This is a genomic window from Ramlibacter sp. WS9, from assembly GCF_003797765.1.
GTDB lineage: Bacteria > Pseudomonadota > Gammaproteobacteria > Burkholderiales > Burkholderiaceae_C > Ramlibacter.
Genome location: NZ_RKMB01000013.1, coordinates 103,644 through 128,662, shown reverse-complemented (window position 1 = coordinate 128,662; position 25,019 = coordinate 103,644). Strand labels below are relative to the sequence as shown.

Annotated in this window: 24 protein-coding genes and 1 tRNA gene; 18 read left to right on the top strand and 7 right to left on the bottom strand. The window is 64.4% G+C overall.

The window, feature by feature from the left end:
- Window positions 1-13 precede the first annotated feature (13 nt).
- The gene (locus EEB15_RS19495; protein WP_141511545.1) at window positions 14-1,720 is read left to right on the top strand and encodes a thiamine pyrophosphate-binding protein; all 1,707 of its coding nucleotides are present in this window, start codon (window positions 14-16) and stop codon (window positions 1,718-1,720) included.
- 3 nt (window positions 1,721-1,723) lie between these two features.
- On the opposite strand, the gene EEB15_RS19490 is transcribed toward EEB15_RS19495, so the two are convergent.
- The 4 genes from EEB15_RS19490 to yedA all read right to left on the bottom strand — a co-directional run bounded on the left by EEB15_RS19490 (window position 1,724) and on the right by yedA (window position 6,097).
- Window positions 1,724-3,046: a metallopeptidase TldD-related protein gene (locus tag EEB15_RS19490; RefSeq protein ID WP_141511544.1), complete on the bottom strand. Its 1,323-nt coding sequence runs from the start codon at window positions 3,044-3,046 to the stop codon at window positions 1,724-1,726.
- Window positions 3,046-4,500 carry a TldD/PmbA family protein gene (locus EEB15_RS19485; protein ID WP_141511543.1) on the bottom strand — a complete coding sequence of 485 codons (1,455 nt, stop codon included), beginning with the start codon at window positions 4,498-4,500 and terminating at the stop codon, window positions 3,046-3,048. The genes EEB15_RS19490 and EEB15_RS19485 overlap by 1 nt, the downstream gene beginning before the upstream one ends.
- Before the next feature lie 78 nt (window positions 4,501-4,578).
- Window positions 4,579-5,028, bottom strand: a complete 450-nt coding sequence (locus EEB15_RS19480) for an SWIB/MDM2 domain-containing protein (protein WP_141511542.1) — start codon at window positions 5,026-5,028, stop codon at window positions 4,579-4,581.
- A 145-nt stretch (window positions 5,029-5,173) separates the two neighbouring features.
- A complete protein-coding gene (gene yedA, locus EEB15_RS19475; RefSeq protein ID WP_141511541.1) occupies window positions 5,174-6,097 on the bottom strand; it encodes a drug/metabolite exporter YedA in 924 nt (307 codons plus the stop codon).
- 89 nt (window positions 6,098-6,186) lie between these two features.
- Here yedA and EEB15_RS19470 point away from each other — a divergent pair, with 89 nt between their 5' ends.
- Window positions 6,187-6,681, top strand: coding sequence for an Lrp/AsnC family transcriptional regulator (locus EEB15_RS19470; RefSeq protein ID WP_141511540.1), 495 nt, complete (start codon window positions 6,187-6,189; stop codon window positions 6,679-6,681).
- Window positions 6,678-7,202 carry a ribonuclease E activity regulator RraA gene (gene rraA, locus EEB15_RS19465; protein ID WP_141511539.1) on the top strand — a complete coding sequence of 175 codons (525 nt, stop codon included), beginning with the start codon at window positions 6,678-6,680 and terminating at the stop codon, window positions 7,200-7,202. Before EEB15_RS19470 ends, rraA begins: the two co-directional genes overlap by 4 nt.
- Here the strand turns inward: rraA and EEB15_RS19460 are convergent.
- Window positions 7,186-8,118 carry a DMT family transporter gene (locus tag EEB15_RS19460; protein WP_141511538.1) on the bottom strand — a complete coding sequence of 311 codons (933 nt, stop codon included), beginning with the start codon at window positions 8,116-8,118 and terminating at the stop codon, window positions 7,186-7,188. The two genes, rraA and EEB15_RS19460, sit on opposite strands and share 17 nt — an antisense overlap.
- A gap of 35 nt (window positions 8,119-8,153) precedes the next feature.
- Between EEB15_RS19460 and EEB15_RS19455 the strand changes: the two genes are divergently transcribed.
- The 12 genes from EEB15_RS19455 (at window position 8,154) to EEB15_RS19400 (ending at window position 18,773) form a co-directional block, all read left to right on the top strand.
- Window positions 8,154-8,555, top strand: coding sequence for a gamma-glutamylcyclotransferase (locus EEB15_RS19455; protein WP_141511537.1), 402 nt, complete (start codon window positions 8,154-8,156; stop codon window positions 8,553-8,555).
- 247 nt (window positions 8,556-8,802) lie between these two features.
- Window positions 8,803-10,128 carry an isocitrate lyase gene (aceA, locus tag EEB15_RS19450; protein ID WP_370283726.1) on the top strand — a complete coding sequence of 442 codons (1,326 nt, stop codon included), beginning with the start codon at window positions 8,803-8,805 and terminating at the stop codon, window positions 10,126-10,128.
- Window positions 10,129-10,269: 141 nt separating this feature from the next.
- Window positions 10,270-10,464 (top strand): hypothetical protein, encoded by a 195-nt coding sequence (locus EEB15_RS19445; protein ID WP_141511536.1) that lies wholly within the window; start codon window positions 10,270-10,272, stop codon window positions 10,462-10,464.
- A gap of 244 nt (window positions 10,465-10,708) precedes the next feature.
- A complete protein-coding gene (thrS, locus tag EEB15_RS19440) occupies window positions 10,709-12,616 on the top strand; it encodes a threonine--tRNA ligase (protein WP_141511535.1) in 1,908 nt (635 codons plus the stop codon).
- A gap of 97 nt (window positions 12,617-12,713) precedes the next feature.
- Complete coding sequence (gene infC, locus EEB15_RS19435; protein WP_141511534.1) at window positions 12,714-13,322, top strand: translation initiation factor IF-3; 609 nt, start codon at window positions 12,714-12,716, stop codon at window positions 13,320-13,322.
- Window positions 13,323-13,449: 127 nt separating this feature from the next.
- Window positions 13,450-13,653 carry a 50S ribosomal protein L35 gene (rpmI, locus tag EEB15_RS19430; protein WP_141511533.1) on the top strand — a complete coding sequence of 68 codons (204 nt, stop codon included), beginning with the start codon at window positions 13,450-13,452 and terminating at the stop codon, window positions 13,651-13,653.
- Between the two features lie 23 nt (window positions 13,654-13,676).
- Window positions 13,677-14,036: a 50S ribosomal protein L20 gene (gene rplT / locus EEB15_RS19425; protein WP_141511532.1), complete on the top strand. Its 360-nt coding sequence runs from the start codon at window positions 13,677-13,679 to the stop codon at window positions 14,034-14,036.
- Window positions 14,037-14,146: 110 nt separating this feature from the next.
- Window positions 14,147-15,208 (top strand): phenylalanine--tRNA ligase subunit alpha, encoded by a 1,062-nt coding sequence (gene pheS, locus EEB15_RS19420; protein WP_141511531.1) that lies wholly within the window; start codon window positions 14,147-14,149, stop codon window positions 15,206-15,208.
- A gap of 18 nt (window positions 15,209-15,226) precedes the next feature.
- Complete coding sequence (pheT, locus tag EEB15_RS19415; RefSeq protein ID WP_141511530.1) at window positions 15,227-17,644, top strand: phenylalanine--tRNA ligase subunit beta; 2,418 nt, start codon at window positions 15,227-15,229, stop codon at window positions 17,642-17,644.
- A 45-nt stretch (window positions 17,645-17,689) separates the two neighbouring features.
- On the top strand, window positions 17,690-18,025 hold the full coding sequence (locus EEB15_RS19410) for an integration host factor subunit alpha (RefSeq protein ID WP_141511615.1): 336 nt from the start codon (window positions 17,690-17,692) through the stop codon (window positions 18,023-18,025).
- 116 nt (window positions 18,026-18,141) lie between these two features.
- Window positions 18,142-18,591: a MerR family transcriptional regulator gene (locus EEB15_RS19405; protein ID WP_141511529.1), complete on the top strand. Its 450-nt coding sequence runs from the start codon at window positions 18,142-18,144 to the stop codon at window positions 18,589-18,591.
- A gap of 105 nt (window positions 18,592-18,696) precedes the next feature.
- Window positions 18,697-18,773: transfer RNA gene (locus tag EEB15_RS19400), tRNA-Pro, on the top strand.
- Window positions 18,774-18,806: 33 nt separating this feature from the next.
- Here EEB15_RS19400 and EEB15_RS19395 read toward each other — a convergent pair.
- On the bottom strand, window positions 18,807-20,258 hold the full coding sequence (locus EEB15_RS19395; protein WP_141511528.1) for a sensor histidine kinase: 1,452 nt from the start codon (window positions 20,256-20,258) through the stop codon (window positions 18,807-18,809).
- On the opposite strand from EEB15_RS19395, the gene EEB15_RS19390 reads away from it, so the two are divergent.
- From EEB15_RS19390 to EEB15_RS19380, 3 genes are read left to right on the top strand one after another with little or no spacing between them, the layout of a single operon-like run.
- Window positions 20,157-21,023, top strand: coding sequence for an adenylate/guanylate cyclase domain-containing protein (locus tag EEB15_RS19390; protein ID WP_233259550.1), 867 nt, complete (start codon window positions 20,157-20,159; stop codon window positions 21,021-21,023). The two genes, EEB15_RS19395 and EEB15_RS19390, sit on opposite strands and share 102 nt — an antisense overlap.
- A gap of 16 nt (window positions 21,024-21,039) precedes the next feature.
- Window positions 21,040-22,191: a type VI secretion system-associated FHA domain protein gene (locus tag EEB15_RS19385; protein ID WP_141511526.1), complete on the top strand. Its 1,152-nt coding sequence runs from the start codon at window positions 21,040-21,042 to the stop codon at window positions 22,189-22,191.
- 60 nt (window positions 22,192-22,251) lie between these two features.
- The gene (locus EEB15_RS19380; RefSeq protein ID WP_141511525.1) at window positions 22,252-24,381 is read left to right on the top strand and encodes a serine/threonine-protein kinase; all 2,130 of its coding nucleotides are present in this window, start codon (window positions 22,252-22,254) and stop codon (window positions 24,379-24,381) included.
- A 41-nt stretch (window positions 24,382-24,422) separates the two neighbouring features.
- On the opposite strand, the gene EEB15_RS19375 is transcribed toward EEB15_RS19380, so the two are convergent.
- A complete protein-coding gene (locus EEB15_RS19375) occupies window positions 24,423-24,971 on the bottom strand; it encodes an NUDIX hydrolase (protein ID WP_141511524.1) in 549 nt (182 codons plus the stop codon).
- Window positions 24,972-25,019 lie beyond the last annotated feature (48 nt).

Below are 25,019 nucleotides of genomic sequence, written 5' to 3'. Positions count from 1 at the left end.
TCAAGTCAAGCTTATGAGCACAGTTGAAGGCGGGCAGATCGCGGGCCACCTGATCGTGGAATGCCTGGTGGCGCAAGGGGCGACGCATGTCTTCGGCGTGCCGGGCGAAAGCTACCTCGCGGTGCTCGACGGCTTTCATGCGTACCGTGAGCAGATCCGCTTCATCATCAATCGGCAGGAGGGTGGCGCGGCCTATATGGCGGAGGCCCACGGCAAGCTCACCGGCCGGCCAGGCGTGTGCTTCGTCACGCGTGGCCCAGGCGCCACCAACGCGTCGATTGGCGTCCACACCGCATTCCAGGACTCGACCCCGATGGTGCTGTTCGTCGGCGACGTCGCGAGCGACCAACGTGACCGCGAGGCCTTCCAGGAAGTGGACTACTGCAGCTTCTTCGGCCCCAGCACCAAGGGCATGGCCAAGCGGGTGGAGCGGATCGACGAAGCGGACCGCATTCCCGAATACATCGCGCGTGCGTTCGCGACGGCGATGAACGGCCGTCCCGGCCCCGTGGTGCTGGTGCTGCCGGAGGACATGCTGATCAAGATGACGAGCGCGCGGCCGATGCCGCGTGTGGAGCCGGTGCAGGCGTGGAGCGATCCGGGGTCATTGCGCGATTTGCGCGAGATGCTGCTGCAGGCGAAGAAGCCGTTCGTCATCGCGGGCGGGGGCGGTTGGACGCCGCAGGCGGCTCAGGCGCTGCAGCGCTTTGCAGAGAACTGGAAACTGCCGGTGGGCAACGCCTTCCGCTTTCAGGACACTTTCGACAACCACCATCCGCTCTACGCCGGCGACGTGGGCATCGGCCTGAACCCGAAGCTCGCGGCGCGCATCAAGGAGGCCGACCTGATCCTGGCGATCGGCCCGCGCCTGGGTGAGATGACGACGGGCGGCTACACATTGCTGCAGCCACCCAAGCCGAAGCAGAAGCTCATTCACATCCACGCGAGCGCCGAAGAGCTGAACCGTGTTTACCAGGCGGATCTGGCCATCAACGCCACCATGAATGCCGCTGCGCGATCGCTCGAGGTGCTGACGGCGCCCCCCGAAGTGCCGTGGGCCGGGTGGGCCGAAGCCGCGAATGCCGACTACGAAGGCAACATGGTGCCGCAGGCGCTGCCCGGCGACATCGACATGCCCGCGATCGTCGGCATGCTCAAGAAACATCTGCCTGAAGACGCGGTGCTGACCAACGGCGCGGGCAATTTCGCGAGCTGGGTGCATCGCTTCTTCAAGCACCACGGCCTGGTCAAGGGGCACAAGACGCAGCTCGCGCCCACGGTCGGCGCGATGGGCTACGGCGTGCCGGCCGGCATCGCCGCCAACATCGTGAGCGGGCGCATCGCCCTCACGATGGCGGGCGACGGCGACTTCCTTATGAACGGGCAGGAACTGGCCACAGCCGCGCAGTACGGCGCCAAGAGCATCATCGTGCTGCTCAACAACGGCATGTACGGCACGATCCGCATGCACCAGGAGCGCGACTACCCGCAGCACGTGAGCGGCACCGAATTGCGCAACCCCGATTTTGTGGGGTTGGCTCGCGCGTATGGCTATGCCGGCGTGCGCATCACCCGCACGGCAGAGTTCGAGCCGGAATTGCTGGCGGCGCTCGAGCGCAACCAGGGGACGCTGATCGAGGTGATGCTGGATCCAGAGGTGATCACGACCCGTGGGACGCTGAGCGGAATCACGAAGGCGGCGCTGCAGAAGAAGCAGTAGCTGCTAGAGCGTGAAGCGGAAGCCCTCCACCAACGCCCCCGGCGCCGTCACGCTGCGCAAGTGCCTCTCCTCGTAGGTCGCCGAATCCGGCACCAGCTCGGGCGCCTCGGTCAGGCCGATCAACCCGCTGCCGAACATGCGCAGCAGCGAGTCGTCGAAACGCATCACCGGGATCGGCGCCACCAAATGGCCGTTCTCGACCCAGAAACAGGCGAAGCGCGTCATGCCGGTCATCCGGCAAGCCTGGCGGTCGCTGTAGTTGAGGTAGTGCAGGTCGCTGATGTAGACGCCCGTTCCCAGTGCCCGCAGCACGTCCGCTTGCGCCAGCAAGCCGCCCGCCATCGCGAGCGATTCCGGCCACTCCTCGCTGTTGGCGCCGTTGGCCTGGGTGCCGTACTCGGTCGCCGTGCGTGGCGACACCAGCGTCCCGGCGATGGCGCCGGCTCCAACGAGTGCAACGGAATCAGGCTTGACGAAGCCGTCGGCCTGGAAGCGCGGCGCGATGCCTTGCGCCGTGTCTTCGACCAGCGTGACGGACGGATGAAATGCGGCTTCTCCGCGGTGAGCCTTGATGAGCGTGCTCACGCCCGTCTGCACATCCTTGTGGCCAAACCCGCCCCAACTGAGCGTGCCGAGCAGGTCGGCCACGGCGACGGGGCTGAAATAGACGCGGTACTCGCCGGGTTCGAGCGTCTTGCGGGGGCGCGCCAGCAATTCGACCTGTTCGCGCGCGGCCGCGACCTTGGCCGCGAAGGCGGTCTCATCCCAATGCGTCCCTGCATAGGCTGACTTCACCGCCTGGTCGCCGGAGCGGTACAGACACCACTCGAAGTGGAAGCTTTCCACCCGGTGCCAGTTGCGCTGGCCGCGGCTATCGGCAAAGCCGCGCGAAACCGGCCCGCCCGCGTAAAACCCGACGAGATCGGTTCCTGCCGCGTGCACGGTGACCGCATCGATGACTTGTTGTGCAGACGGCAGTTCTCCTTCGGCATCGCGCTCGGTCGGCGCGATCGCCGTCGGAAGCTGCAGAAACGCGTCTTCGGGGACCAGCGGCAACTGCTCGATCAGCAGGTCGCGCTCCGCGAGCAGGGACTGCACGTCCGCTGCCGCGTCGCCGCTGAGCGAGATGCGACCCGTGGCCTGCCGGGCGCCGGCGACCACGGACACGCTGCCGTAGCGCTGCGAGACATGCGTGGCCTGCCGTACGGCAGCGCGGTTGAAGCGGATGAAATCCGAGACCTCTGCGCTGTAGTAGAGAGTGACCCGGTCGATGCCGGCAACAGGCTGGCAGATTGCGTCGGCGAGGTGTTCGAAGTAGGGGCGCATCAGCGTGCTCCTCCAAAAACCGACACGCCGGTGAACTTGCAGGCAGGCGCGGCATGGCCGACTCGGATCACCTGGTTCGGCTCGCCTTTGCCACAGTACGGCGTGCCCATCACCTGGAAGGTGCTGCGGTCGCCCACCATGGCCAGCGAGCGCCAGAAGCGCGAAGAGATGCCGCGGTAGTTGGGCCGTTTCACCACCTCGGCCAGCTTGCCGCCGCGGATCATCTGGCCGTATTCGCACCCGAACTGGAACTTGTTGCGGGAGTCGTCGATGCTCCAGGAGGAATTGGTGCGCATCATCACACCGAGCTCGATGCTGGAGATCATCTGTTCGAGCGTCGAATCGCCCGCCTCGACGTTGAGGTTGCTCATGCGGTCAATGGGTGCGCGGTTCCAGCTCGCGGCGCGCGTGGTCGAGACACCGCCGATACCGGGGCGCAACTGCTGCGCACGCGCTTGCGAAACGGTGCCGCCGAGCGGGCGCTGCAGGATGCCGCGCTGGATGATCCATTCGCGCTGCGCCGGCGCGCCGTCGTCGTCGTAGGCGAAGCCGGCGAATTCGGCCGGCGTGTCCGGCGCGAAGCTCACGTTGAGCAGCTCGCTGCCGTATTGGTAGTGGCCGAACATATCCAGCGTGACGAAGCTCGTACCGGCGAAGTTGCGCTCATCGCCCAGGATACGGTCGAGCTCGAGGGGATGGCCGATGCTCTCGTGGATCTGCAGCATCATCTGGTCGGGCATCAGCAGCACGTCCATCTCGCCCTCGGGGCAGTTGGGGGCGCGCACCAGCTCCAGCGCTTCGCGGGCGACGCGCGGCCCGTCTTGTGCGAACCGGGCACGTTCCAGAACCTCGAGCCCGCCCTGCTGGCAAAAGCCGTTGTACTGGCCGGCGGCCGAGCGGATCTGCGTGTCGCCGTTGGCGCTGGCCACCGCCGTGATGCCGGGCACGATGAAGTCCCACACCTGCTCGATGCGGCCACCGTCCGGCGTGATGTGCAGCTGTTCCGTGTGCGTGGTCCACAACGATGCGGTGCGGTCGACGATGGCGTCACCGATGTTGGCGCTCACGCAGACTTCGCGCAGAAGATCGAACTTCTCCGCGAGCGAAAGACCGGCGGCGGGCCGCTCGTTGGGCGACCGGTAGCTGCCCGACGCCTTGGGAAGGCCCGCTTCGCGGTAGTCGAACACAGTGCGGCCGATGCTGGCCTGGGCCAGTTCCGTGGCGCGAGCGAAGGCGTTGCGCACGCCCCATTCAGACATGTCGCTGGTGGCCGCATAGCCCAACGCGCCGTCGCGCACCACGCACAACATCACGCCCGCATCGCGCTGCTGCTCCGGCGCTTGCGGAACGTCGCGCCGCACGGCGAGTTTTTCGGACGTTTCCGTCACGGCGCGCGCAGACCAGTAATCTGCCGCGGGGGCGTTCCTACGGACGAGTTGTTCGAATGAGTGCATGGAACGATTGTGAAATGAAAAAGGCCGGTTTGCACCGGCCTTTCAAGTACCCGAGAAGTACCCGGGAGAGGGGACGTCTTACTTGACGTGCTTGCCGATCAGGCCGGCCATCTCGAACATGGAGACCTGGGCCTTGCCGAAGATTTCCTTCAGCTTGGCGTCGGCGTTGACCATGCGCTTGTTGACGCTGTCTTGCAGCTTGTTCTTCTTGATGTAGGCCCACAGCTTGCTGACCACTTCGGTGCGGGGCAGCGGGGCGCTGCCGACCACAGCCGCGAGTTGCGCGCTGGGGGTCAGGGCCTTCATGAACGCGGCGTTGGGCGTGCGCTTCTTGGCCGGAGCCTTCTTCGCAGGAGCAGCCTTCTTCGCGGGTGCGGCCTTCTTTGCAGGAGCAGCCTTCTTCGCCGGTGCGGCCTTCTTTGCAGGAGCAGCCTTCTTCGCCGGTGCGGCCTTCTTCGCCGGTGCAGCCTTCTTTGCGGGGGCCTTCTTTGCAGGCGCCTTCTTCGCAGCTTTTTTCGCAGTTGCCATGATTATTTCCTTCTAGAAGTTGAGTAATCACCATCGGGGACCTTGCATTCCAGCATTCGTCTCCTACGGCACTGCGGATGCTACTGGAGAAAAAACGCGTTTCCAAGCGAAAAATGGCTTTTTTCACTCTGGCGTGTCGTTTTTTTCACTTGGGCGAGGACTGCGTTTTCCCTCTGAAGATCAGAAAAACGCCGGCAAGCACCACGCCGCAGGCGATCCACTCGCCTCCAGTGACGCTCTCCGAGGCGACTGCAACGCCCAGCAAGAGCGCGATCAGCGGGTTCACGAAGGCGTAGCTCGTGGCCATCGCGGGCGACGCATGAGCCAGCAGGTAGAGGTACGCGCTGAACGCGATCAGCGATCCGAAGACGACGAGATAGAGCCACGCGGCCGCGGCCAACGGCGTCGGCGGCCAATGCGGCTGCTCACCCAACGCGAGAGAAATCACCATCAACACCGCGCCACCACACAACATTTCGCTGGAAAAGCCGGCAGCGCCCGGCGCCAGCGGCAGCTTGGTAGTGAGCACCGATCCCAGCGACCAGGCCATCGTCGCGGCCGCGATGCTCACGATGCCGATCGGCGCGGCTGAGAAACTGGCGCCGCGCACCAGCAGCACGACGCCCACCATGCCGACGGCCATGCCCGCCAGCTCGAGCCGGCTCGGCCGCTGCCCGAAGAGAAGGCCCCAGCCGCAGACCAGCATGGGTACGACGGCGATGAACGCGGCGATCAACCCCGAGCCGATGTGCTGCTCCGCGCTTGCGGTGAGCCCCATGCCGCCGCCGAGCATCAGCGTGCCGATCACGAGCGCGTTGCGCCATTGCCGCGGTGTCGGCAGCGGTTGTGGCGTGCCTGCGGTGCGAGAACGCCGCCACAGGACCCATCCCATGAGCAGCGCACCCGCCACGAGAAAGCGAGTTCCCATCTGGAAGAACGGCGGGAAGCTCACGAGCGCGAGGCGGATTGCCAGGTAAGTGGAGCCCCAGACCAGGTAGCAGGCGAGCAGGGCGGGGAGCAATAGGGACGCTTTGCGCGAGGTGGCTGAGGACATGACGGCGGTGTTCATGGATCCATCGTATGTTGCCGATGGCGCGCGATCCATGGATGATTCAAGGTCATCGCAGACCGCCGCCTTAACTTTCAAAGATAAACACGATGCCCACCGAAGTTTCCGAAATGGACGCCTATGACGGCCGCATCCTGGCCGAGCTGCAGCGAGACGCACGCATCACCATGGCCGAACTCGGCCGCCGGGTGCACCTGAGCCAGCCGGCCGTGACGGAGCGGGTCCGCAAGCTGGAGCTCAACGGCGTCATCAAGGGCTATCGAGCCGTCGTCGATTTCCAGCGGCTGGGCTACGGCATCCGCGCCATCGTGCGGGTCGGCCGGGTCGAATACGCCCGGGTGGTCAAGCTGATCGAGCAGACGCCCGAGGTGGTGAACGCCTGGAACGTGACGGGCGAGGACAGCTGGATCATGGAGATCGCTGTGATCGACGTCGAGCACCTGGATGCGGTGGTGACGAAGTTTTGTATCCTTACCGAAACTTCGACCTCCATCGTGCTCAACGCGCCCCGCGAGAATGCCGTGGTGCTGCCGGCGCGCCGCGAGAACATCAAACCCGCCATCAGGAAAGTCACCGGAAAATGACAGCCAAGCCCTTCGCCACCTGCGACCTGTGCGACGCCCATGAAGAAGACACGTCAGGCGCTTTCCGCGTCCTCGCGCCCATGTTCCGAGACTTCGGACTCGCCGCACGGTTCAGCGGGCCGGTAGCCACCGTGCGCGCGATCGAGGACAACTCGCGCGTTCGCGAGGCCGTGAACTCGCCAGGTTTTGTGGACACGCCTTCCGGCCGAGTCGGCCGCGTTCTGGTGGTGGAAGGCGGCGGTTCGCTGCGCCGCGCGCTGGTCGGCGGAAATCTCGCGGCTGCTGCGGCGAAGAACGGCTGGGCCGGGATCGTCGTCGATGGCGCGGTGCGCGACCTCGCTGAACTTCAAGCTGCGGGCATTCCCGTGAAGGCACTGGCGCTCATGCCGCTGCGTTCGGTCAAACGCGGCGAGGGCCAGCGCGACATCGCCATCGAAATTCAAGGGGTTCCGGTGCGGCCGGGCGACTGGCTCTACGCCGACGAGGACGGCATCGTCGTGAGCGCTACGCCGCTGCTCTGACGGGCAGTGTCGCCAGCACGACGCCCACCAAGGCCAAGCCGAAGGCCAGGAGCTGCAAGCCGCTCAGGCTTTCGCCCAACGCGAAAACGGCTACCAGCGCCGCCGATACCGGGAGCATCACGGTGAAGACACCGCCCTGGGCGGCCGGTACGACCTTCAGCCCCGTCATCCAGAGCCACACCGTCCAGACGCTTGCGGCCAGTGAATAGAAGACGAGCAGCACCCAGATGCCGGGCTGGACGCTGCCGAAGTCGAAGCTCAACGCAGCCCAGGCGCCGAATGGCGTCACGAGCAGGAAGCCCCAGAGGTTGATCATCGACGTGATGCGCTTAGGGCCGAGCACGCCGGTGAGCTTCTTGCCGATCACCGCGTATGACGCCTCGCACACGACGGCGCCGAACACCAGCAGATTGCCCAGCCATGCGCGGGCGGCGTCTGCGGCCGCCGCGGAGCCGTCGGTGCCATGGGCGGATGAACCGGGCTTTGCCAGGGCGAGCAGGCCGATGCCCAGGCCGGCACATGCGATAGCCGCCCAGGTTCGCGGGGCGATGCGTTCATGCAGGAATACCCGGCTCAGCAGCGCGACGACGGCGGGGATGGCCGCCATGATCACGCCGGCAGACACGGCGCTGGTCATGCTCACGCCGAACAGCATGCAGATGGAAAAGAGGAAGTTGCCCAGGAACGATTCGAGGAAGACGAGCCGGCGCGTGTGGCCGGACATCGGCAATTCGTTCGCGGGCTTGCGCAGCCAATGCACCATGGCCAGGCCGCCGATGCCGAAGCGCAGCCAGGCGAGCAGGAACACGGGGATGGCTGCGACCATGGGCTTGGACAGCGCGACATAGCTGCCGACCAGTGACATGCTCAGGGCGAGGCACGCGTACGCGGCCAGGCGGTTCGCGCCAAGGCTCATTCAGAATGGCTTCTATTTTTCAAAACCCCCGGATCATGCCCGAAGCCTCTCCCCGCCACGTCTTCGTCTACGGTACGCTGCGCCGGGGCGGGCGTAACGACATCAACCGCTTGCGGCCGGCACCGCGATACGTGGGCATGGGCGAAGTGAAGGGCAGGCTCTACCGCATCGACTGGTATCCCGGCCTCACGCTCGGCGGTGAAGAGGCGGTGACGGTGGTGGGCGAGGTCTACGAAATCGGTGCGGAGCTCGAAGCGGTGCTCGACGAAATCGAGCAGATCATGCCGGGCGAGGCCAGCGAGTATTTCAAGCGCGAACTGGCGATCGAGGTGCTGGGCCGCCCGTTGCAGTGCCTGGTCTACGAAATCAACCCCGAACGGGTGCGCGGCAAGCAGGTCATCGGCCACGGCGACTGGATCCTTTTTCACCCGGCGTAAATCGCGTTCCACATCGTGGAATAGACAAATGCTGCGCCGCGCCAAAATTTCTCAATACGAGAAACTATTTTTCGCATTGAGAAATCACGAGGATAGATCGTTGATTTTATTGAAGATAAAAATATCTCTTGTATAAGACATAAGAGCTTCCAAAAGTCTTGTAGAAGACTTAAAGTTCATCCATCGGCATCGCACTTGCATCGAGCAAGAGCCCGACAAGTTCTCAAGCAACCTTTGGAGTGAACCCATGACATCCTGGACCCACCTGACCCGCGAACAGCAAATTGCCCAGATCGAAAAAGACTGGGCCGAAAATCCCCGTTGGAAGGGCATCAAGCGCGGCTACTCCGCCGCTGACGTGGTCAAGCTGCGCGGCTCGCTGCAGATCGACCACACGCTGGCCAAGCGCGGTGCCGAGAAGCTGTGGAACTCCATCAACACGGAACCCTTCGTGAACACGCTGGGCGCGCTGACCGGCAACCAGGCCATGCAGCAAGTCAAGGCCGGCCTGAAGGGCATCTACCTGTCCGGCTGGCAGGTGGCGGGCGACGCCAACAGCAATGGCGAGATGTACCCCGACCAGTCGCTGTACTCGGTGGATTCGGTGCCGAAGTGCGTGAAGAAGATCAACGCCACCTTCCAGCGCGCCGACCAGATCCAGTGGAGCGAAGGCAAAGGCCCGGGCGACGAGGGCTATGTCGACTACTTCCAGCCGATCGTTGCAGATGCCGAAGCCGGCTTCGGCGGCGTGCTGAACGCCTTCGAGCTGATGAAGGCCATGATCGAGGCCGGCGCCGCCGGCGTTCACTTCGAAGACCAGCTGGCATCCGTGAAGAAATGCGGCCACATGGGCGGCAAGGTGCTGGTTCCCACCCGCGAAGCCGTTGCCAAGCTGGTGGCCGCTCGTCTGGCCGCCGACGTGATGGGCACGCCCACCGTCCTGCTGGCTCGCACCGATGCAGAAGCCGCGGACCTGGTGACCAGTGACGTCGACCCGATCGATCTGCCCTTCTGCACCGGCGAACGCACGGTGGAAGGCTTCTATCGCACGAACAAGGGCTTCGACCAGGCCGTGAGCCGCGGCCTGGCTTATGCCGAATACGCCGACCTGATCTGGTGCGAAACCGGCACGCCGGACCTGAAGTTCGCCAAGGACTTCGCCGACGCGATCCACGCCAAGTTCCCGGGCAAGCTGCTGGCCTACAACTGCTCGCCTTCCTTCAACTGGAAGAAGAACCTGGACGATTCCACCATTGCCAAGTTCCAGAAGGAACTGGGCGCCATGGGCTACAAGTTCCAGTTCATCACGCTGGCCGGCTTCCACAGCCTGAACTACGGCATGTTCGAGCTGGCATACGGCTACGCGCGCAACAACATGACGGCGTTCGTCGAGCTTCAGCAGAAGGAATTCGCTGCTGCCGATCGGGGCTTTACCGCGGTGAAGCACCAGCGCGAAGTGGGCACGGGTTACTTCGACGCGGTCACCACCACGATCGAAGCCCTGTCGTCCACGGCAGCCCTCAAGGGATCGACGGAAGACGAGCAGTTCTTCGAAGAGAAAAAAGCAGCTTAATCGCTACGCTCCAACACGAAACAAGGCCCCGTCGGGGCCTTGTCCTTTTTTGGGGATGTGAGGTTGCCTTATAGGGGTTCGCAGGTGTTGGTCGATTGCCCTTTTCGCCTTAGAGTACAGGTGTAACAAAGAGGACGGCCCATGAGCGCAACCGACGACAAGACCGGCGTTTTCGACGCGAGCAAGCTCAGCGGGGTCAAATGCCCGGACTGCAGCGGCTCGGGCGAGTTGCGGTTCGACAGCGAAAACATCAACGAGCATTTCGAGGTCGAAAAGCAGACCGTGATCACGCCTTGCCCGCGCTGCAGCGCGACTGGTTTCGTGGCCGCGGGTTAGAATTTGGGCAATTCCCCCTTGCAAACAAGAGCGAGAAAGGCAACCTGGTTATGACACCGCGAACTACACCGGAAGGTTTTACGGCCCTTTAGAGGCCGGGTAGTCGCGTGCACTGAGTTCCTCTCGAGCATCATCAAAGCGCGGCTCTCGTCCGCGCTTTTTTCATGCGCTAACAAGCGCTTCGCGCAGCTGTAAGTGCATGAGCAACCGCCAAGGCGGTTGTTGTTTAAGTAACGATTCAATCATGATCCAAGTCACGCTCCCCGACGGTTCCAAGCGCGAATATCCCGGCCCGGTCACGGTCGCAGAAGTGGCCGCGTCCATCGGCGCCGGCCTGGCCAAGGCCGCCCTGGCCGGCAAGGTCGACGGCAAGGTGGTCGACACCAGCTACACCATCGACAAGGACAGCCCGGTGTCCATCGTCACGGCCAAGGACGCCGACGGCCTGGAGGTGATCCGCCATTCCACGGCCCACCTGCTGGCTTACGCCGTGAAGGAGCTGTTCCCCGAGGCGCAAGTCACGATCGGCCCGGTGATCGAGAACGGCTTCTTCTACGACTTCTCGTACAAGCGGCCGTTCACGCCGGAGGATCTGGTCGCGATCGAAAAGCGAATGTCGGAACTGGCGGCCAACGACGAGCCGGTGACGCGCCGCGTTCTTCCGCGTGACGAGGCGGTGGCGTACTTCAAGAGCCTCGGCGAGCACTACAAGGCCGAGATCATCGCCAGCATCCCGGCGGGCGAGGACGTCTCGCTGTACCGCGAAGGCAAATTTGAGGATTTGTGCCGCGGCCCCCACGTGCCGAGCACCGGCAAGCTGAAGTTCTTCAAGCTGATGAAGGTGGCCGGCGCCTATTGGCGCGGCGACCACCGCAACGAGATGCTCCAGCGCGTTTACGGCACGGCCTGGGCCAGCAAGGAGGAGCTGCAGCAGTACCTCACGATGCTGGAAGAGGCCGAAAAGCGCGACCACCGCAAGCTCGGCCGCGAGCTCGACCTGTTCCACATCGACGACCACGCGCCGGGGGTTGTGTTCTGGCACCCGAAGGGCTGGACGGTCTGGCAGGAAGTGGAGCAGTACATGCGCCGCGTCTACCGCGACAACGGCTACCAGGAGGTCAAGGGTCCGCAGCTGCTGGACCAGTCGCTGTGGGAAAAGACGGGCCATTGGGACAAGTACCGCGAGAACATGTTCACGACAGAGTCGGAAAAGCGCGACTACGCCCTGAAGCCGATGAACTGCCCGGGCCACATCCTGATCTTCAAGCAGGGCATCAAGAGCTACCGCGACTTGCCGCTGCGCTACGGCGAGTTCGGCCAGTGCCACCGCAACGAGCCCACGGGCGGCCTGCACGGCATCATGCGGGTGCGTGGGTTCACGCAGGATGACGGCCATATTTTCTGCACGGAAGACCACATCCTTCCCGAATGCACGGCCTACACCACGCTGTTGCAAAAGGTCTACAAGGACTTCGGCTTCGGCAAGATCATCTACAAGGTCGCCACCCGGCCGGCGCAGCGCATAGGTTCGGAGGAGAGCTGGGACAAGGCCGAGCATGCGCTGATGGAGAGCCTGCGCGCCTCGGGCTGCGAGTTCGAAATTTCCCCGGGCGACGGCGCGTTCTACGGCCCCAAGATCGAATACACGCTCAAGGACGCCATCGGCCGCCAGTGGCAATGCGGCACGATGCAGGTGGATTTCTCGATGCCGGAGCGGCTGGATGCCGAATTCGTGGGCGAGGACGGCGCCCGGCACCGGCCGGTCATGCTGCACCGGGCCATCGTCGGCAGCCTCGAGCGTTTCATCGGAATTCTGATCGAAGAGCATGCCGGCGCGCTGCCCGCGTGGCTGGCTCCGGTGCAGGTCGTCGTGCTCAATATCACGGATTCGCAGGCCGATTACGCCCGGGAAGTGGCCAAAACGCTGCAGAATCAAGGGCTTAGGGTTGAGGTTGATCTGCGCAACGAGAAAATAACGTATAAAATACGCGAGCATTCGATGCAAAAGCTGCCCTATATCCTGGTCGTGGGTGACAAGGAGAGGGCTGCAGGCGCTGTCGCAGTGCGCGCACGGGGCAACCAGGACCTCGGCGTGATGTCCGTTCAGGCCTTCTCCGAAAAGATCGCCCAAGACATCGCCAACAAGCTCTAGTTTGCACGTGGTGCAAAGGCTGATTTTGAATCGGTTACCAGCTTGCCCGCGCGCACAGTGGCAGTTTCGCTATCTTTCCGATAGCAATGTTTAAAGGATTCGAACCATCGCTACTGAATTTCGCGACCGTCGCCACCGCGAGGAACGCAAGCACCGCCTGAACCGGGAAATCATGGCCCCGGAAGTACGCCTCTCGGGGCCCGAGAACGAACCGCTGGGTATCGTCAGTCTGTCCGAAGCGCTGCGCATGGCGGGCGAGGCGGACGTGGACCTGGTTGAAATTGCCGCCACCGCGAACCCCCCGGTTTGCCGATTGATGGACTACGGCAAGTTCAAGTACCAGGAACAGAAGAAGGCGGCGGAAGCGAAAGCCAAGCAGACGGTTATCGAAATCAAGGAAGTCAAGTTCCGGCCAGGCACCGACGACGGTGACTACAACATCAAGATGCGCAATATCAGGCGCTTCCTGGCCGAAGGCGACAAGTGCAAGATCACGCTGCGCTTCCGGGGCCGCGAGATCACGCACCAGGAAATCGGCATGGCGTTGTTGAACAAGATCCGCGACGAACTGGCGGACATCATCATCGTCGAGCAGTTTCCCAAGCTGGAAGGCCGGCAGATGATCATGATGATCGCGCCGGGCAAGAAAAAGGTGGCTGCAAAGCCCGCCGCCGAAGCCGCTGCTCCCCAGCCGGCTTCAGCGTAAAGAATCTGAGCCCCCGCAAGGGGGTGATGACAGCGAGTTGAGAGACTCGCACAAGAAGTGTCTCGGGGCCTACAAGGCGCGGAATCGATCCGCGACGCCTCACGAGCACAAATTAACGGAGCATTCAATGCCCAAGATGAAGACCAAGAGCGGCGCGAAAAAGCGTTTCCGCGTTCGTCCCGGTGGTACCGTCAAGCGCGGCCAAGCCTTCAAGCGTCACATCCTGACCAAGAAGACCACCAAGAACAAGCGTCACCTGCGTGGTGCGGTTGGCGTGCACGAGACCAACATGGTTTCGATGGCCGCCATGCTGCCCGGCCGTGGCATCTAACCCGACGAACAAGGAGTAATCACATGCCTCGCGTCAAACGTGGTGTAACGGCTCGCGCCCGCCACAAGAAAGTTCTCGCCCTCGCCAAGGGCTTCCGCGGCCGCCGCGGCAACGTATTCCGCATCGCCAAAGAAGCGGTGATGAAGGCTGGGCAATATGCCTACCGTGACCGCCGCACCAAGAAGCGCGTTTTCCGTCAACTCTGGATCGCCCGTATCAACGCGGCCGCCCGTGAATGTGGCCTGACGTACAGCCAGTTCGCCAACGGCATCCGCAAGGCCGGCATCGAGATCGACCGCAAGGTGCTGGCCGACATCGCCGTGCACGACAAGGCTGCTTTTGCCGGCATCGTGGAGCAAGTCAAGGCCAAGCTGGCTGCTTGAGTTCACGGTGGGGGCTGGGACGCTCGCGTCCCTTCCGAATGCGGCAGTCCCCGGTGCAACCAACCAAGAACAGGGCTAGGGCTTGAGGCGCTAGCCCTGTTTTTTCATTTATGACCACAAACGATCTGGATTCCATCGTCGAGAGCGCCCGCCAGGCATTCGCCGGCGCGCCCACGCCAGCCGAGCTGGAAAACGCCAAGGCGCTGTTCATCGGCAAGGCCGGCCGCATCACCGAGCTGATGAAGGGCATGGCCGTGCTTAGCGTCGAAGAGAAGAAGACGCGCGGCGCCGCGATCAACACCGCCAAGCAGGCGATCGAAGCAGCGCTGAACGATCGGCGCCAGGCGTTGGCCGATGCCGAGCTCGACATCCAGCTCAAAGCCGAAGCGCTCGACGTCTCGCTGCCCGGCCGGCTGCGCGAGCCCGGCGGTCTGCACCCAGTCAGCCTGACGATGGAGCGGATCGAGCTGATCTTCGCGAGCATGGGTTTCGACGTGGCCGACGGCCCGGAGATCGAAAGCGACTGGCACAGCTTCACGTCGCTCAACAACCCGCCCAACCATCCCGCGCGTTCGATGCAGGACACGTTCTACGTGGACATCAAGGGCGACGACGGCATCCCGTACAACCTGCGGCCGCACACCAGCCCGATGCAGGTGCGCTATGCGCACGCGCACATCAAGAAGTTCGCTGACGCCGTGAAGCGCGGCGAACCCATGCCCGAGATTCGCGTCATCGCGCCGGGCCGCACGTACCGCGTCGACAGTGATGCCACTCATTCGCCGATGTTCCACCAATGCGAAGGCCTCTGGTTGGGCGAGAACGTGAGCTTCAAGGACCTGAAGGTCGTGTTCACGGACTTCTGCCGCACGTTCTTCGAGAGCGACGACCTGGCGCTTCGCTTCCGCCCCAGTTTCTTCCCGTTCACGGAACCCAGTGCCGAAATCGACATTCAGTTCCAGAGCGGTCCGTTGTCCGGCAAATGGCTGGAAGTGGCGGGGTCGGGACAAGTCCATCCGGCGGTTGTGCGCAACATGGGCCTGGACCCGGAGAAATATATCGGCTTCGCTTTTGGCATGGGCCCCGACCGGCTCACGATGCTGCGCTACGGTGTCAACGACTTGCGCCTGTACTTCGACGGCGACGTCCGTTTCCTTCGCCAGTTCCGCTAACCGAACTCACAAAAGCACATGCAATTCCCCGAGTCCTGGCTGCGCGAATTCTGCAACCCGCCGCTGTCCACGCAACAACTGGCCGACACGCTCACCATGGGCGGGCTGGAGGTCGAAGAGCTGCGGCCCGCCGCGCCGCCATTCACCAAGATCGTCGTCGGCGAGATCAAGGAAGCTGCCCAGCATCCGGACGCCGACCGCCTGCGTGTCTGCAAGGTCGACGCGGGGCAGGGCGCCTTGCTCAACATCGTTTGTGGCGCGCCCAACGCCCGCGTGGGCATCAAGGTGCCTTGCGCATTGGTGGGCGCTGAGTTGCCGCCGGGTGACGACGGCAAGCCGTTTCTCATCAAACTGGGCAAGCTGCGCGGCGTCGAAAGCCAGGGCATGCTGTGCTCGGCGCGCGAACTCAAGTTGAGCGAAGACCACGGCGGCCTGCTGGAGCTGGCTGCCGACGCGCCGGTCGGCGCGAACGTGCGCGAAGTGCTCAAGCTCGACGACACGCTGTTCACGCTCAAGCTCACGCCCAACCTGGCCCATGCGTTGAGCGTTTACGGTGTAGCGCGCGAGCTTTCCGCGCTGACCGGCGCGCCGCTGAAGCAACCGACCTTCACGCCCGTGAAGCCGGCCCATGATGCGAAGCTCAAGATCAAGGTGGCAGCCCCCGACCTGTGCGGGCGCTTTTCCGGGCGCATCGTGCGCAATGTCGACACGAAAGCCAAGACGCCGCAATGGATGGTCGATCGCCTGGCGCGTTGCGGGCAACGCAGCGTTACGGCACTGGTCGACATTTCGAACTACGTGATGTTCGAGTTCGGCCGCCCGTCGCACATCTTCGACTACGACAAGATTCACGGCGCGCTGGAAGTGCGCTGGGGCAAGCCGGGCGAGCAGCTGAAGCTTCTCAACGGCAATACGGTGACCGTGGACGAGAACGTCGGCGTGATCTCCGACGACAAGGAAGTCGAGTCGCTCGCCGGCATCATGGGCGGCGACGCCACCGCAGTGTCGGACGACACGCGCAATGTCTACGTCGAGGCCGCCTTCTGGTGGCCGCAAGCGATCCAGGGCCGCTCGCGCCGCTACAACTTCTCCACCGACGCCGGCCATCGCTTCGAGCGAGGCGTCGACCCGAGCCAGACGGTGGAGCACATCGAGCACGTCACGCAGCTGATCATCGACATCTGCGGCGGCGAAGCCGGGCCGATGGACGACCAGGTCGCCAAGCTGCCCGAGCAAGAGCCAGTGACCCTGCGCGTCGCGCGCGCGGCCAAGGTGATCGGCATGCCGGTGACGCAAGAGCAATGCAAGGACGCGCTGTCGCGCCTGGGCCTGCCGGTTACGGCCGGCGAGGGCACGCTCACCGTCACGCCACCCCCGTATCGCTTCGACCTCACGATCGAGGAAGACCTGATCGAAGAAGTGGTGCGCATCATCGGCTACGCGAACCTGCCGACCACGCCGCCGCTGGCGCCCATCACGGCCAAGCTGCCGCCCGAGTCACGGCGCAGCCGCTTCGCGGTGCGCCGGCTGCTCGCCGCGCTGGGCTACCAGGAAACCATCAATTTCAGCTTTGTCGAAGAAAGCTGGGAGCGCGACCTGGCGGGCAACGCCGACCCGATCCGCCTGCTGAACCCGATTGCCAGCCAGATGAGCGTGATGCGTTCGTCGCTGCTCGGCTCGCTGCTGCAATCGCTCAAGTTCAACCTGGACCGCAAAGCCGAGCGCGTGCGCGTGTTCGAGTTGGGCCGGGTGTTCTTGCGCGATGCTTCCGTGGTAACCACCGACAGCACCGTGCGGGGCATCCACCAGCCGATGCGCGTTGCCGGCCTGGCGTATGGCGACGTGGATGGCTTGCAATGGGCGCGCAAGGGCGCGGGCGCGGACTTCTACGACATCAAGGGCGATGTGGAAGCCTTGCTCTCGCCGCTGAAGGCGCAATTCAAGCCGGGCACGCATCCTGCGCTGCATCCCGGGCGATGCGCGACGGTGTGGGTCGATGGCCGCGAGATCGGCGTGGTCGGCGAACTGCATCCACGCTGGCGGCAGGGCTGGGAGCTCGCGCATGCGCCTGTCCTGTTCGAACTGGACCTGGACGCGGTCGTGGCGCGGCAGGTGGCCGTGTTCGAGCCGGTGCCCAAGTTCCAGCCGGTGCAGCGCGACATCGCTGTGATCGTCGCCGACGCGGTGACGCACGACGCCGTCATGGAAGCCGTGCATTCGGCACCGACCGGGGGGCTGCTGCAAGGCGCGATGCTGTTCGACCTGTACAAGCCCAAGCAGGCGTCGCCCGGACTGGGCACCCACGAAAAAAGCCTGGCCGTTCGCTTGACGCTGGCGAGCACCGAAGCCACACTGACCGACGATCAGATCGACGCGGCGGTCAAGGCTGTGGTCGACCGCATCGCCGCCGGCCTCGGCGGCCGTTTGAGGGGATAAGGGACGATGGACGCGCTCACAACAACAGTGCAGCAAGACGACACGATGGACTTCGCGGTCGAGAGCCTGGAGACCCCCGCGCTCACGAAGGCCCAACTGGCCGAACTGCTGTTCGAGCAGATCGGGCTGAACAAGCGCGAGTCCAAGGACATGATCGACGCCTTCTTCGACCTGATCTCCGACAGCCTGGTCGAGGGCAAGGACGTCAAGATTTCCGGCTTCGGCAATTTCCAGATCCGCACCAAGGCGCCTCGCCCCGGCCGCAATCCGCGCACCGGCGAAGCGATTCCCATCGATGCGCGCCGCGTGGTCACCTTTCATGCGAGCCACAAGCTCAAAGAGCAGATCCAGGGCAACGGCGGCCCGCCCGAAGCCGCCTGAGTCGCGCCGGTTTTGGGGCGCTCGCCCCAAAAGCAACGCAGTGTGCGGTATTGCCTATGCAGACCCGCCTGTCTTAGAGTAACCTAGCAGCTTTCTCTCCTACAACATTGATTTCAATGGAGAAAGCCCTCCCATCGATACCCGCCAAGCGCTACTTCACCATCGGTGAGGTCAGCGACCTGTGTGGCGTCAAGCCTCACGTGCTACGGTATTGGGAGCAGGAATTCACGCAGCTGCGCCCGATGAAGCGGCGCGGCAACCGGCGGTACTACCAGCACCACGAGGTGCTGATGATCCGCCGCATCCGCGATTTGCTCTACGATCAGGGCTTCACGATCAGCGGCGCGCGCAACAAGCTGCAGGAGCTGGTGCAGGTCGAGCGCGACAAGCGCAAGGCCGGCGAGGTGATGCTGGACGGCGTGGAGGTGATCGAAGTCGAGGATTCGACTTTCGAGGACTTCGAGGACAGCGCGCCGCCCGATGAGCGCGACCTGGTTTCGCAGAAGCTGCTGCTGGTGCGGCGCGAGCTGTTCGAGATTCGCGACCTGCTCTCGTCGACGCATTGACCCATTCGTGAGCCATCGCGGAACCGGCTTTGCCGGGCCGCTGATGGCGCCCCCTTGAGGGGGAGGCGCTGAAGGCGCATCGGGGGTGGGTTATACTCCGAGGCTCGGCGTGTAGCGCAGCCTGGTAGCGCACTTGCATGGGGTGCAAGGGGTCGAAGGTTCGAATCCTTTCACGCCGACCAATCGATCAGAAACTATGGGCCATGACGGCGACGTCATGGCCCATTTTGTTTGGGCAACCGCATCGTGAACACCGTGCCGTTTTCAGGGTCCGATGCGACTTCCAGCGTGCCGTGATGGCCCAGCGCCACTTCACGCGCGATGAAAAGACCCAGCCCGAGATTGGTCGACGGTTCCTTGCCCGTCACCGACTGCGCCGAGAGCTGGACCAGTGGATCGAAGATCACCTGCAGCGACTCCGCGGGGATCGGTTTGCCCTGGTTCTTGACCTCGATGACGATGTCGCTGCTGGTTCCCGTCGCGGTCAAGCCGATGGGGGAGGCCGGGTCGCCGTGCTGAACCGCGTTGTTCAGCAGGTTCGACAGCGCTTGCCTCAAGCGTCCACTGTCGACTTCCGCAGCCAGGCCGTCCGCCACGTCGATGTCGAACTGGCGGCTGGGCTGGCCCGTCTGGACCTCGGCGAGGGCTTCCTGGCAGATCATGCCAATGGAACACGGCGCGGGGTGGATCGGGATTCCTTTGCCGAGCCGGGTGCGCGTGTATTCGAGCAGGTCGCGGATCATCTCGCCCATTTCCTTGGCGCTGCGCTGGATTTGGACGGCCTGCTTTCGGGCTGCCTCGGTCGCGCCCGATTTTTCCATCAGGTGCCCGATCATCCGGATGGCGCTCAGCGGGCTGCGCAAGTCGTGGGCGAGGATGGCCATGAAAGTGTCGCGCGAGAGGGCGAGTTCAGCCGCATAACGCGATGTGGATTCGGCGACCGCCTGATCCACTGCCTCATTGAAGCGGATCATGTCGTCGACGAAGTCTGCGTCGATACCGTCCGGCCTGGCTTTCATCCACAACCTGATCACGCTGGCGCGCAGCGCGCGGTATTCGGCGCCCAGCTGGTTCAAGTCGAATCCCGCGACTTGCCGCAAGGCGCCATGGGTTGCCGCAGCCGTCTCGCGGGTCGACAGGGTCTCGGCCCACCCCTTTGCTTTGTCGGCCTGAGCCGCCGCAGTCTGGCTGGACTCCAGGTCTTTGGCGATAGCCAGCAGGATGGGCTTGGCGTGATCGCGCAGCGCCAACACACTCATGGTGGTCGCCGCCGGCTCCATGGTCTTCGCGAAGGCAAGCCATTCTTCGACGATTGCCTCCATGTTTTCCTTGATGAAGCTGGATAAGGTCATGGCGGTGGGTAGCGTGGGTATTGAATGTTCTAACACAAGCGCGGCCGCGCGGCGTTCCTCCCGTCCGGGCGCGCCCGCACCAAGACGGACTGCCGCCGCCCGCATCGGTTTTTCATTGTTGCGGTTGCCGTCATAGAATCTCTGCGAATGGCTTCTCCACACTTTCGAGCCTGCGGGCGCTGACACATCGTGGCCACCGTCGTATTTGCTGACCTGGTCGGAAGCACCGGCATATTCGAACGGCTCGGGGACGAGGCCGCCGGGCGGTTCGTCACGCAGCTCACCACCGCGTTGGCCAAGACCTTTGAAGAGCACAACGGGCGCGTGGTCAAGCTGCTGGGAGACGGCCTGTTCGTGGTGTTCCCGGCCGAAGGCGACGCGATGGAGGCGTGCGTCGCCATCCAGAAGCGCCTGCAGGAAAGGCCGGTCTACCCGGGCGGCGAGGGCAAAGCCGTCCAGATGCAAATGGGCATCGAGGCCGGCGAGGTGGTCGAGATCGACGGAGATTGCTACGGCGACGCCGTCAACAGTGCGGCCCGCCTGGCCGACCTGGCGGGGGCCGAGCAGATACTCACGACGCAGCGGGTGCGCGAGCAGCTCGTGCCGGAGCAAAAGGAGCAGTTGCGGGCATTGGGGCCTATGTACCTGCGGGGCAAGAACGAGGCCACCCATGTCTTTCGTGTGGAGTGGCAGACCGGCCAGGACGCCGACCAGACGGTGATGGGCGTGTCGATGTCCAAGGTGGTCAAGTCGAGCCAGCTCGAACTCTCCGCGTTGGGCCAGAGCTTGCGCCTGCTCCCGCAGGGTGAAAAGCTCACGCTCGGGCGGGCCACCACAGCCTCGCTGTCGATCAACGATGCGCGCGTCTCGCGCGTGCATGCCACCATCGAGTGGCGCAGCGGGCATTTCGTCTTGAGCGACAACTCCAGCTTCGGCACCTGGGTCTACATGGGCAACCAGAGCGAACCCGTCATCTTGCGGCGTACTGAGTGCTACCTGGTCGGGCAGGGCCAGATTGCCCTGGGTTGCGGACGCGACGCGGAGACCGCGCCGATCGTCGCGTTCTCGGTGAAAGCCTGACTGGACCGGCGCGGCCATGGCGCTACAACTTCACGTCGCGGGCCCCGGCCTCGATGTGGTGCGCAGGATCGAAGCCGGCGATCCCGAACTGGTGCTTGGCCGCGATGCGGACTGCAGCGTGTGCCTGCCCGATCCCCAGCGCAATGTTTCACGCAGACACCTTTCGATCTGGCTGGAGGACGAGGAATTGCATTTCCGCGTCCTGTCTGTTGTCAACGGCGTGGAGATGCCGTTCGGCGAAGCGCCCCCCGGCGCGCGGGGTGTGCTGCCTCTCGGGCAGACATTGAGGGTCGCCGACTACAGCGTCAGCGCCACGCTGGCGCCAGCAAACACCGAGGCACCGCAGTCGACGCCGGCACCGGCGGACCCGTGGGCTGTGTTCAACCGGGACGGCTCGGACGTGAGCCCGGTTCAGGCCGTCCAGCGCGCTTCTCTCGCATCAGGGCAGACGGGGGGCTTTTCGGCGGCGCCGTCGGCCGAGGACGACCCGTTCGGCGACTGGGGCTTCGAAACCACCTTCGGCCCGCCCAAAGTCGCGGGGGCCGGGCAAGAGGAGGCTGACCCGGTCGAGACCGGCGACTTGGCCGCGTTCTTTGAAGGCCTGGGCCTGGATGGTGCGAACCTCGGCGCCTTTGGCGCCGTTGAAAGCGAAGCGCTGGGGCGGCTGGTGCGCACGATGGTGATGGGCCTGCTGGAACTGCACAACAGCGTCGCCGGCGTCAAGAAGGACTTGCGGTCCGAAGACCGCACGATGGTCGCCGTCCGGGACAGCAACCCATTGAAGACCGACTGGCCGGAAGATATCAAATTGCGATTCCTTTTCGGCGGGCGCGTTTCGGGTGTGGGCTTCGTGACGCCCGAGCGCGCGGTGCGCGAGCTGCTGGTCGAACTCATCGCGCACAACAATGCCAGTGCTGCGGCCGCGAGATCGGCGCTGGAGTCGACGTTGCGGGAGTTCGCGCCGGAAGCCCTGAAGACCAGATTTCTGGGCGAGGGACCCAAACTGTTCGAAGGCACCCGAACCTGGGATGCCTACGCCCGGTACTACCAGGAACAGGAGCACGACATGCCCAAGTGGGCGCAGCGCCTGCTCGACAAGTACTTCACCGAGGCCTACCTGCGGGAAAGCGTGCGTATCCGCCGCGAGACACCACCGCGCAAGCGTTGACGTTTACCCGGGGGGCGCAGGCTAGAATCTGTTTCTCCCCGTTACCGCACACCAGTTGTTGTGAGTCTCAAAAAGCTTGGCCGCTATGACCTCGTTCGCGTTCTCGGCAAAGGCGCGATGGGAGTGGTGTACGAGGGCAGAGACCCCAACCTCGACCGGCGCGTAGCCATCAAGACGGTGAAGGTGGAAAACCTCTCCGAGGAAGCCGCCACCGAATACGAACACCGCTTCCGTACCGAAGCCAGGTCGGCCGCGCGCCTGCAGCACCCGAACATCGTCAGCGTCTACGACTCCGACCGCGACGGCGACATCGCCTTCCTGGTCATGGAATACATCCATGGCGACGACCTGAAGCACCACCTGGACAAGGGTGTGCGCTACTCGCTCGAGCAGTCGCTGAAGATGGTGCGCGACCTGCTGTCGGCGCTCGACTACGCACACAAGCAGAACATCGTGCACCGCGATGTCAAGCCCGCCAACTTGCTGATCGAACCGGGCGGGCGCGTGAAGCTCACCGACTTCGGCGTCGCCCGCATCCAGGATTCCGGCGAGGCGACCCGTACCCAGGGCAGCATGGTCGGCACGCTGAAGTACATGTCGCCCGAGCAGGTGCAGGGCCAGAAGATCGACTCCCGCGCCGACCTTTTCTCCGTCGGCGTGGTGCTCTACCAGTTGCTGACGGACAAGCGTCCTTTCGACGGCGACAACGACTTTTCCATCATCCACCAGATCATCGGACACACACCGGCGGCGCCGAGTACCTTCAACGGCCGCCTGCCGACAGCCATCGACGCCGTCGTGGCCCGCGCGCTGGCAAAGGATCGCGACCAGCGCTTTGCAACGGCGCGCGACTTCGCGAGCGCCCTGCAGTCGGCCATCCGCCGCGCCGAAGACGCCACCGTGGTGCCGCCTGCGAATCCGCTGAAGACGGACGAACGTGCGGGCACGGGCTCCAAGCCGGGCCGCACCGGGACCAACGCCAGTGCCACCACCCCCGGGGGGGGCACCGTGACGCAGGAACTGGAACTGGTGTACTGGAAAGACATCAAGGACTCCACCGAACCGGACGAGATCGAGGGCTTTCTGCTCAAATTTCCGGATGGTATCTATGCCGATCTGGCGCGCAAGCGGTTGCGCAAGCTCGAGGGCAGCGGCATTGTGGCCGACCAGACGATCTTGAGCGACACCCGCATACGCCTGGACCAGGATCAGGATCTGGATGCGACGCGCCTGCTGCATTCGGGCACGACGCCTTCAGTCATTGCGCCTCCAGTTGCCCCGGCCGGGCCGGCGACCGAAGACCCGACGGCTCCCCCGGGAGCGAAAGCCGACGCGTCGGTTCCGCTGTCGGGTTTGCCCCACGACGCCGCGGTGACGTTGATCCTGTCGCCCGGCAAGGCGCGGGGAACGGTTGTCTATGAGACCGATTTCCCCGAGACCATCGTCGCGCCCGATGAGGCGGCATGGGCTGCAGGTCTTCTGCCGAAAGAGGCTCCCCCTGCGCCTTCGGACGCCCCCGCGCCGGCTGCAAAGCCCGCGGCCAAGCCGGTGAAGAAGGCGCCGGTCGGTCTATGGGTTGCGGCCGGTGCTGTCGCGGTGGCGGGCATTGCCGCCATATTCCTGTTTGTGGGGCGCGGTGATGCAGACCCCGCTGCGTCGGCGCCTTTGAGCGCGGCTTCGGCGCCTGCATCGGCGGCGGCCCCGCCGGTGGCCGTCGCCGCCGCACCCGAGCCTGGTCCCGCCGAGCCTACACCATCATTGACGGTGCCCCCGGCGGCTGGGCCTGGCGTGCCTCTGCTCCCCGCGCCAGCATCTTCTTCGCCTGTGCCTTCCGCGGCGCAGCCGGCAAGGTTTGCGAGCGCAGCCGCCGCCAAACCCGCAAGCGCGCCACGGCGAGTGGCCAGCGCGGTCAAGCCGAAGGCGGCTCCCGCTTCAGTGGCCGAACCGCCGCGCCCCGTTCCATCCGAGCCGCGCCGCGAAGAGCCGCGAGTGGTGGCTTCGGCGCCGGTGCCGGTGCTGCCGACGGTCAGTCCCGTCGACGACTGCAAAGACAGGGTGTTCCTGTCGCGCGAGTTCTGCCTGGCTGAACAATGCGCCAAACCCGGCACGCGCAATCACCCGCTGTGCATCAAGCGGCGCGAGGAAATCCGGCTGCGCGAAGACAGCAAGGTCCGCCAGGGTCCGCAGTAGCCCGCTCGGGGCGCGCCCCGGCCAGGGCCGATTGACAGGTCCTAGGCGATGTCGATGTTGTGCACCTCGAAGCGGCCGCGGCGGCGGTCTTCGAAGAAGCACAGCAGCGTTTCCTTCACCGTCTTGAATGCCAGTTCTTCCCAGGGGATTTCCGCTTCCGTGAACAGGCGGGCCTCGATGGTTTCATGGCCCGGATCGAACCGGTCGGAAACCAGCTTGGCCCGGTAGTAGAGGTGCACCTGGCCGACAGCGGCCACGCTCAGCACGGCCTGCAGGCCCTCCATCTCGAACTGGGCCCCGGCTTCCTCGTCGGTCTCGCGTGCCGCGCCCCCCATCGTCGTTTCGGCCAGCTCCATGAACCCCGCAGGCAAGGTCCATTTGCCCCAGCGCGGCTCGATGTTGCGCTTGCACAGCAGCACCTGCTCGCCCCAGTACGGCACAGTGCCGACCACGTTGAGCGGGTTTTCGTAGTGGATGGTGTCGCAAGCCGGGCAGACCGCGCGTTCGCGTGTGTCGCCGTCGTCGGGAACGCGGTAGACCACGGCAGCGCCGCAATTCCGGCAGTGTTTGATGGGGGTGCGAAACGGCATGGCCCCAGTTTACGGGGAATGACAAATGACTTCGCGCCGTGCGCTCAA

What these genes read in the sequence shown, in the direction of transcription:
- EEB15_RS19495 (WP_141511545.1), top strand. Translation starts at nt 14, where the DNA reads ATGAGCACAGTTGAAGGCGGGCAGATCGCGGGCCACCTGATCGTGGAA.
- EEB15_RS19490 (WP_141511544.1), bottom strand. Translation starts at nt 3,046, where the DNA reads ATGCGCCCCTACTTCGAACACCTCGCCGACGCAATCTGCCAGCCTGTT.
- EEB15_RS19485 (WP_141511543.1), bottom strand. Translation starts at nt 4,500, where the DNA reads ATGCACTCATTCGAACAACTCGTCCGTAGGAACGCCCCCGCGGCAGAT.
- EEB15_RS19480 (WP_141511542.1), bottom strand. Translation starts at nt 5,028, where the DNA reads ATGGCAACTGCGAAAAAAGCTGCGAAGAAGGCGCCTGCAAAGAAGGCC.
- yedA (WP_141511541.1), bottom strand. Translation starts at nt 6,097, where the DNA reads ATGAACACCGCCGTCATGTCCTCAGCCACCTCGCGCAAAGCGTCCCTA.
- EEB15_RS19470 (WP_141511540.1), top strand. Translation starts at nt 6,187, where the DNA reads ATGCCCACCGAAGTTTCCGAAATGGACGCCTATGACGGCCGCATCCTG.
- rraA (WP_141511539.1), top strand. Translation starts at nt 6,678, where the DNA reads ATGACAGCCAAGCCCTTCGCCACCTGCGACCTGTGCGACGCCCATGAA.
- EEB15_RS19460 (WP_141511538.1), bottom strand. Translation starts at nt 8,118, where the DNA reads ATGAGCCTTGGCGCGAACCGCCTGGCCGCGTACGCGTGCCTCGCCCTG.
- EEB15_RS19455 (WP_141511537.1), top strand. Translation starts at nt 8,154, where the DNA reads ATGCCCGAAGCCTCTCCCCGCCACGTCTTCGTCTACGGTACGCTGCGC.
- aceA (WP_370283726.1), top strand. Translation starts at nt 8,803, where the DNA reads ATGACATCCTGGACCCACCTGACCCGCGAACAGCAAATTGCCCAGATC.
- EEB15_RS19445 (WP_141511536.1), top strand. Translation starts at nt 10,270, where the DNA reads ATGAGCGCAACCGACGACAAGACCGGCGTTTTCGACGCGAGCAAGCTC.
- thrS (WP_141511535.1), top strand. Translation starts at nt 10,709, where the DNA reads ATGATCCAAGTCACGCTCCCCGACGGTTCCAAGCGCGAATATCCCGGC.
- rpmI (WP_141511533.1), top strand. Translation starts at nt 13,450, where the DNA reads ATGCCCAAGATGAAGACCAAGAGCGGCGCGAAAAAGCGTTTCCGCGTT.
- rplT (WP_141511532.1), top strand. Translation starts at nt 13,677, where the DNA reads ATGCCTCGCGTCAAACGTGGTGTAACGGCTCGCGCCCGCCACAAGAAA.
- pheS (WP_141511531.1), top strand. Translation starts at nt 14,147, where the DNA reads ATGACCACAAACGATCTGGATTCCATCGTCGAGAGCGCCCGCCAGGCA.
- pheT (WP_141511530.1), top strand. Translation starts at nt 15,227, where the DNA reads ATGCAATTCCCCGAGTCCTGGCTGCGCGAATTCTGCAACCCGCCGCTG.
- EEB15_RS19410 (WP_141511615.1), top strand. Translation starts at nt 17,690, where the DNA reads ATGGACTTCGCGGTCGAGAGCCTGGAGACCCCCGCGCTCACGAAGGCC.
- EEB15_RS19405 (WP_141511529.1), top strand. Translation starts at nt 18,142, where the DNA reads ATGGAGAAAGCCCTCCCATCGATACCCGCCAAGCGCTACTTCACCATC.
- EEB15_RS19385 (WP_141511526.1), top strand. Translation starts at nt 21,040, where the DNA reads ATGGCGCTACAACTTCACGTCGCGGGCCCCGGCCTCGATGTGGTGCGC.
- EEB15_RS19375 (WP_141511524.1), bottom strand. Translation starts at nt 24,971, where the DNA reads ATGCCGTTTCGCACCCCCATCAAACACTGCCGGAATTGCGGCGCTGCC.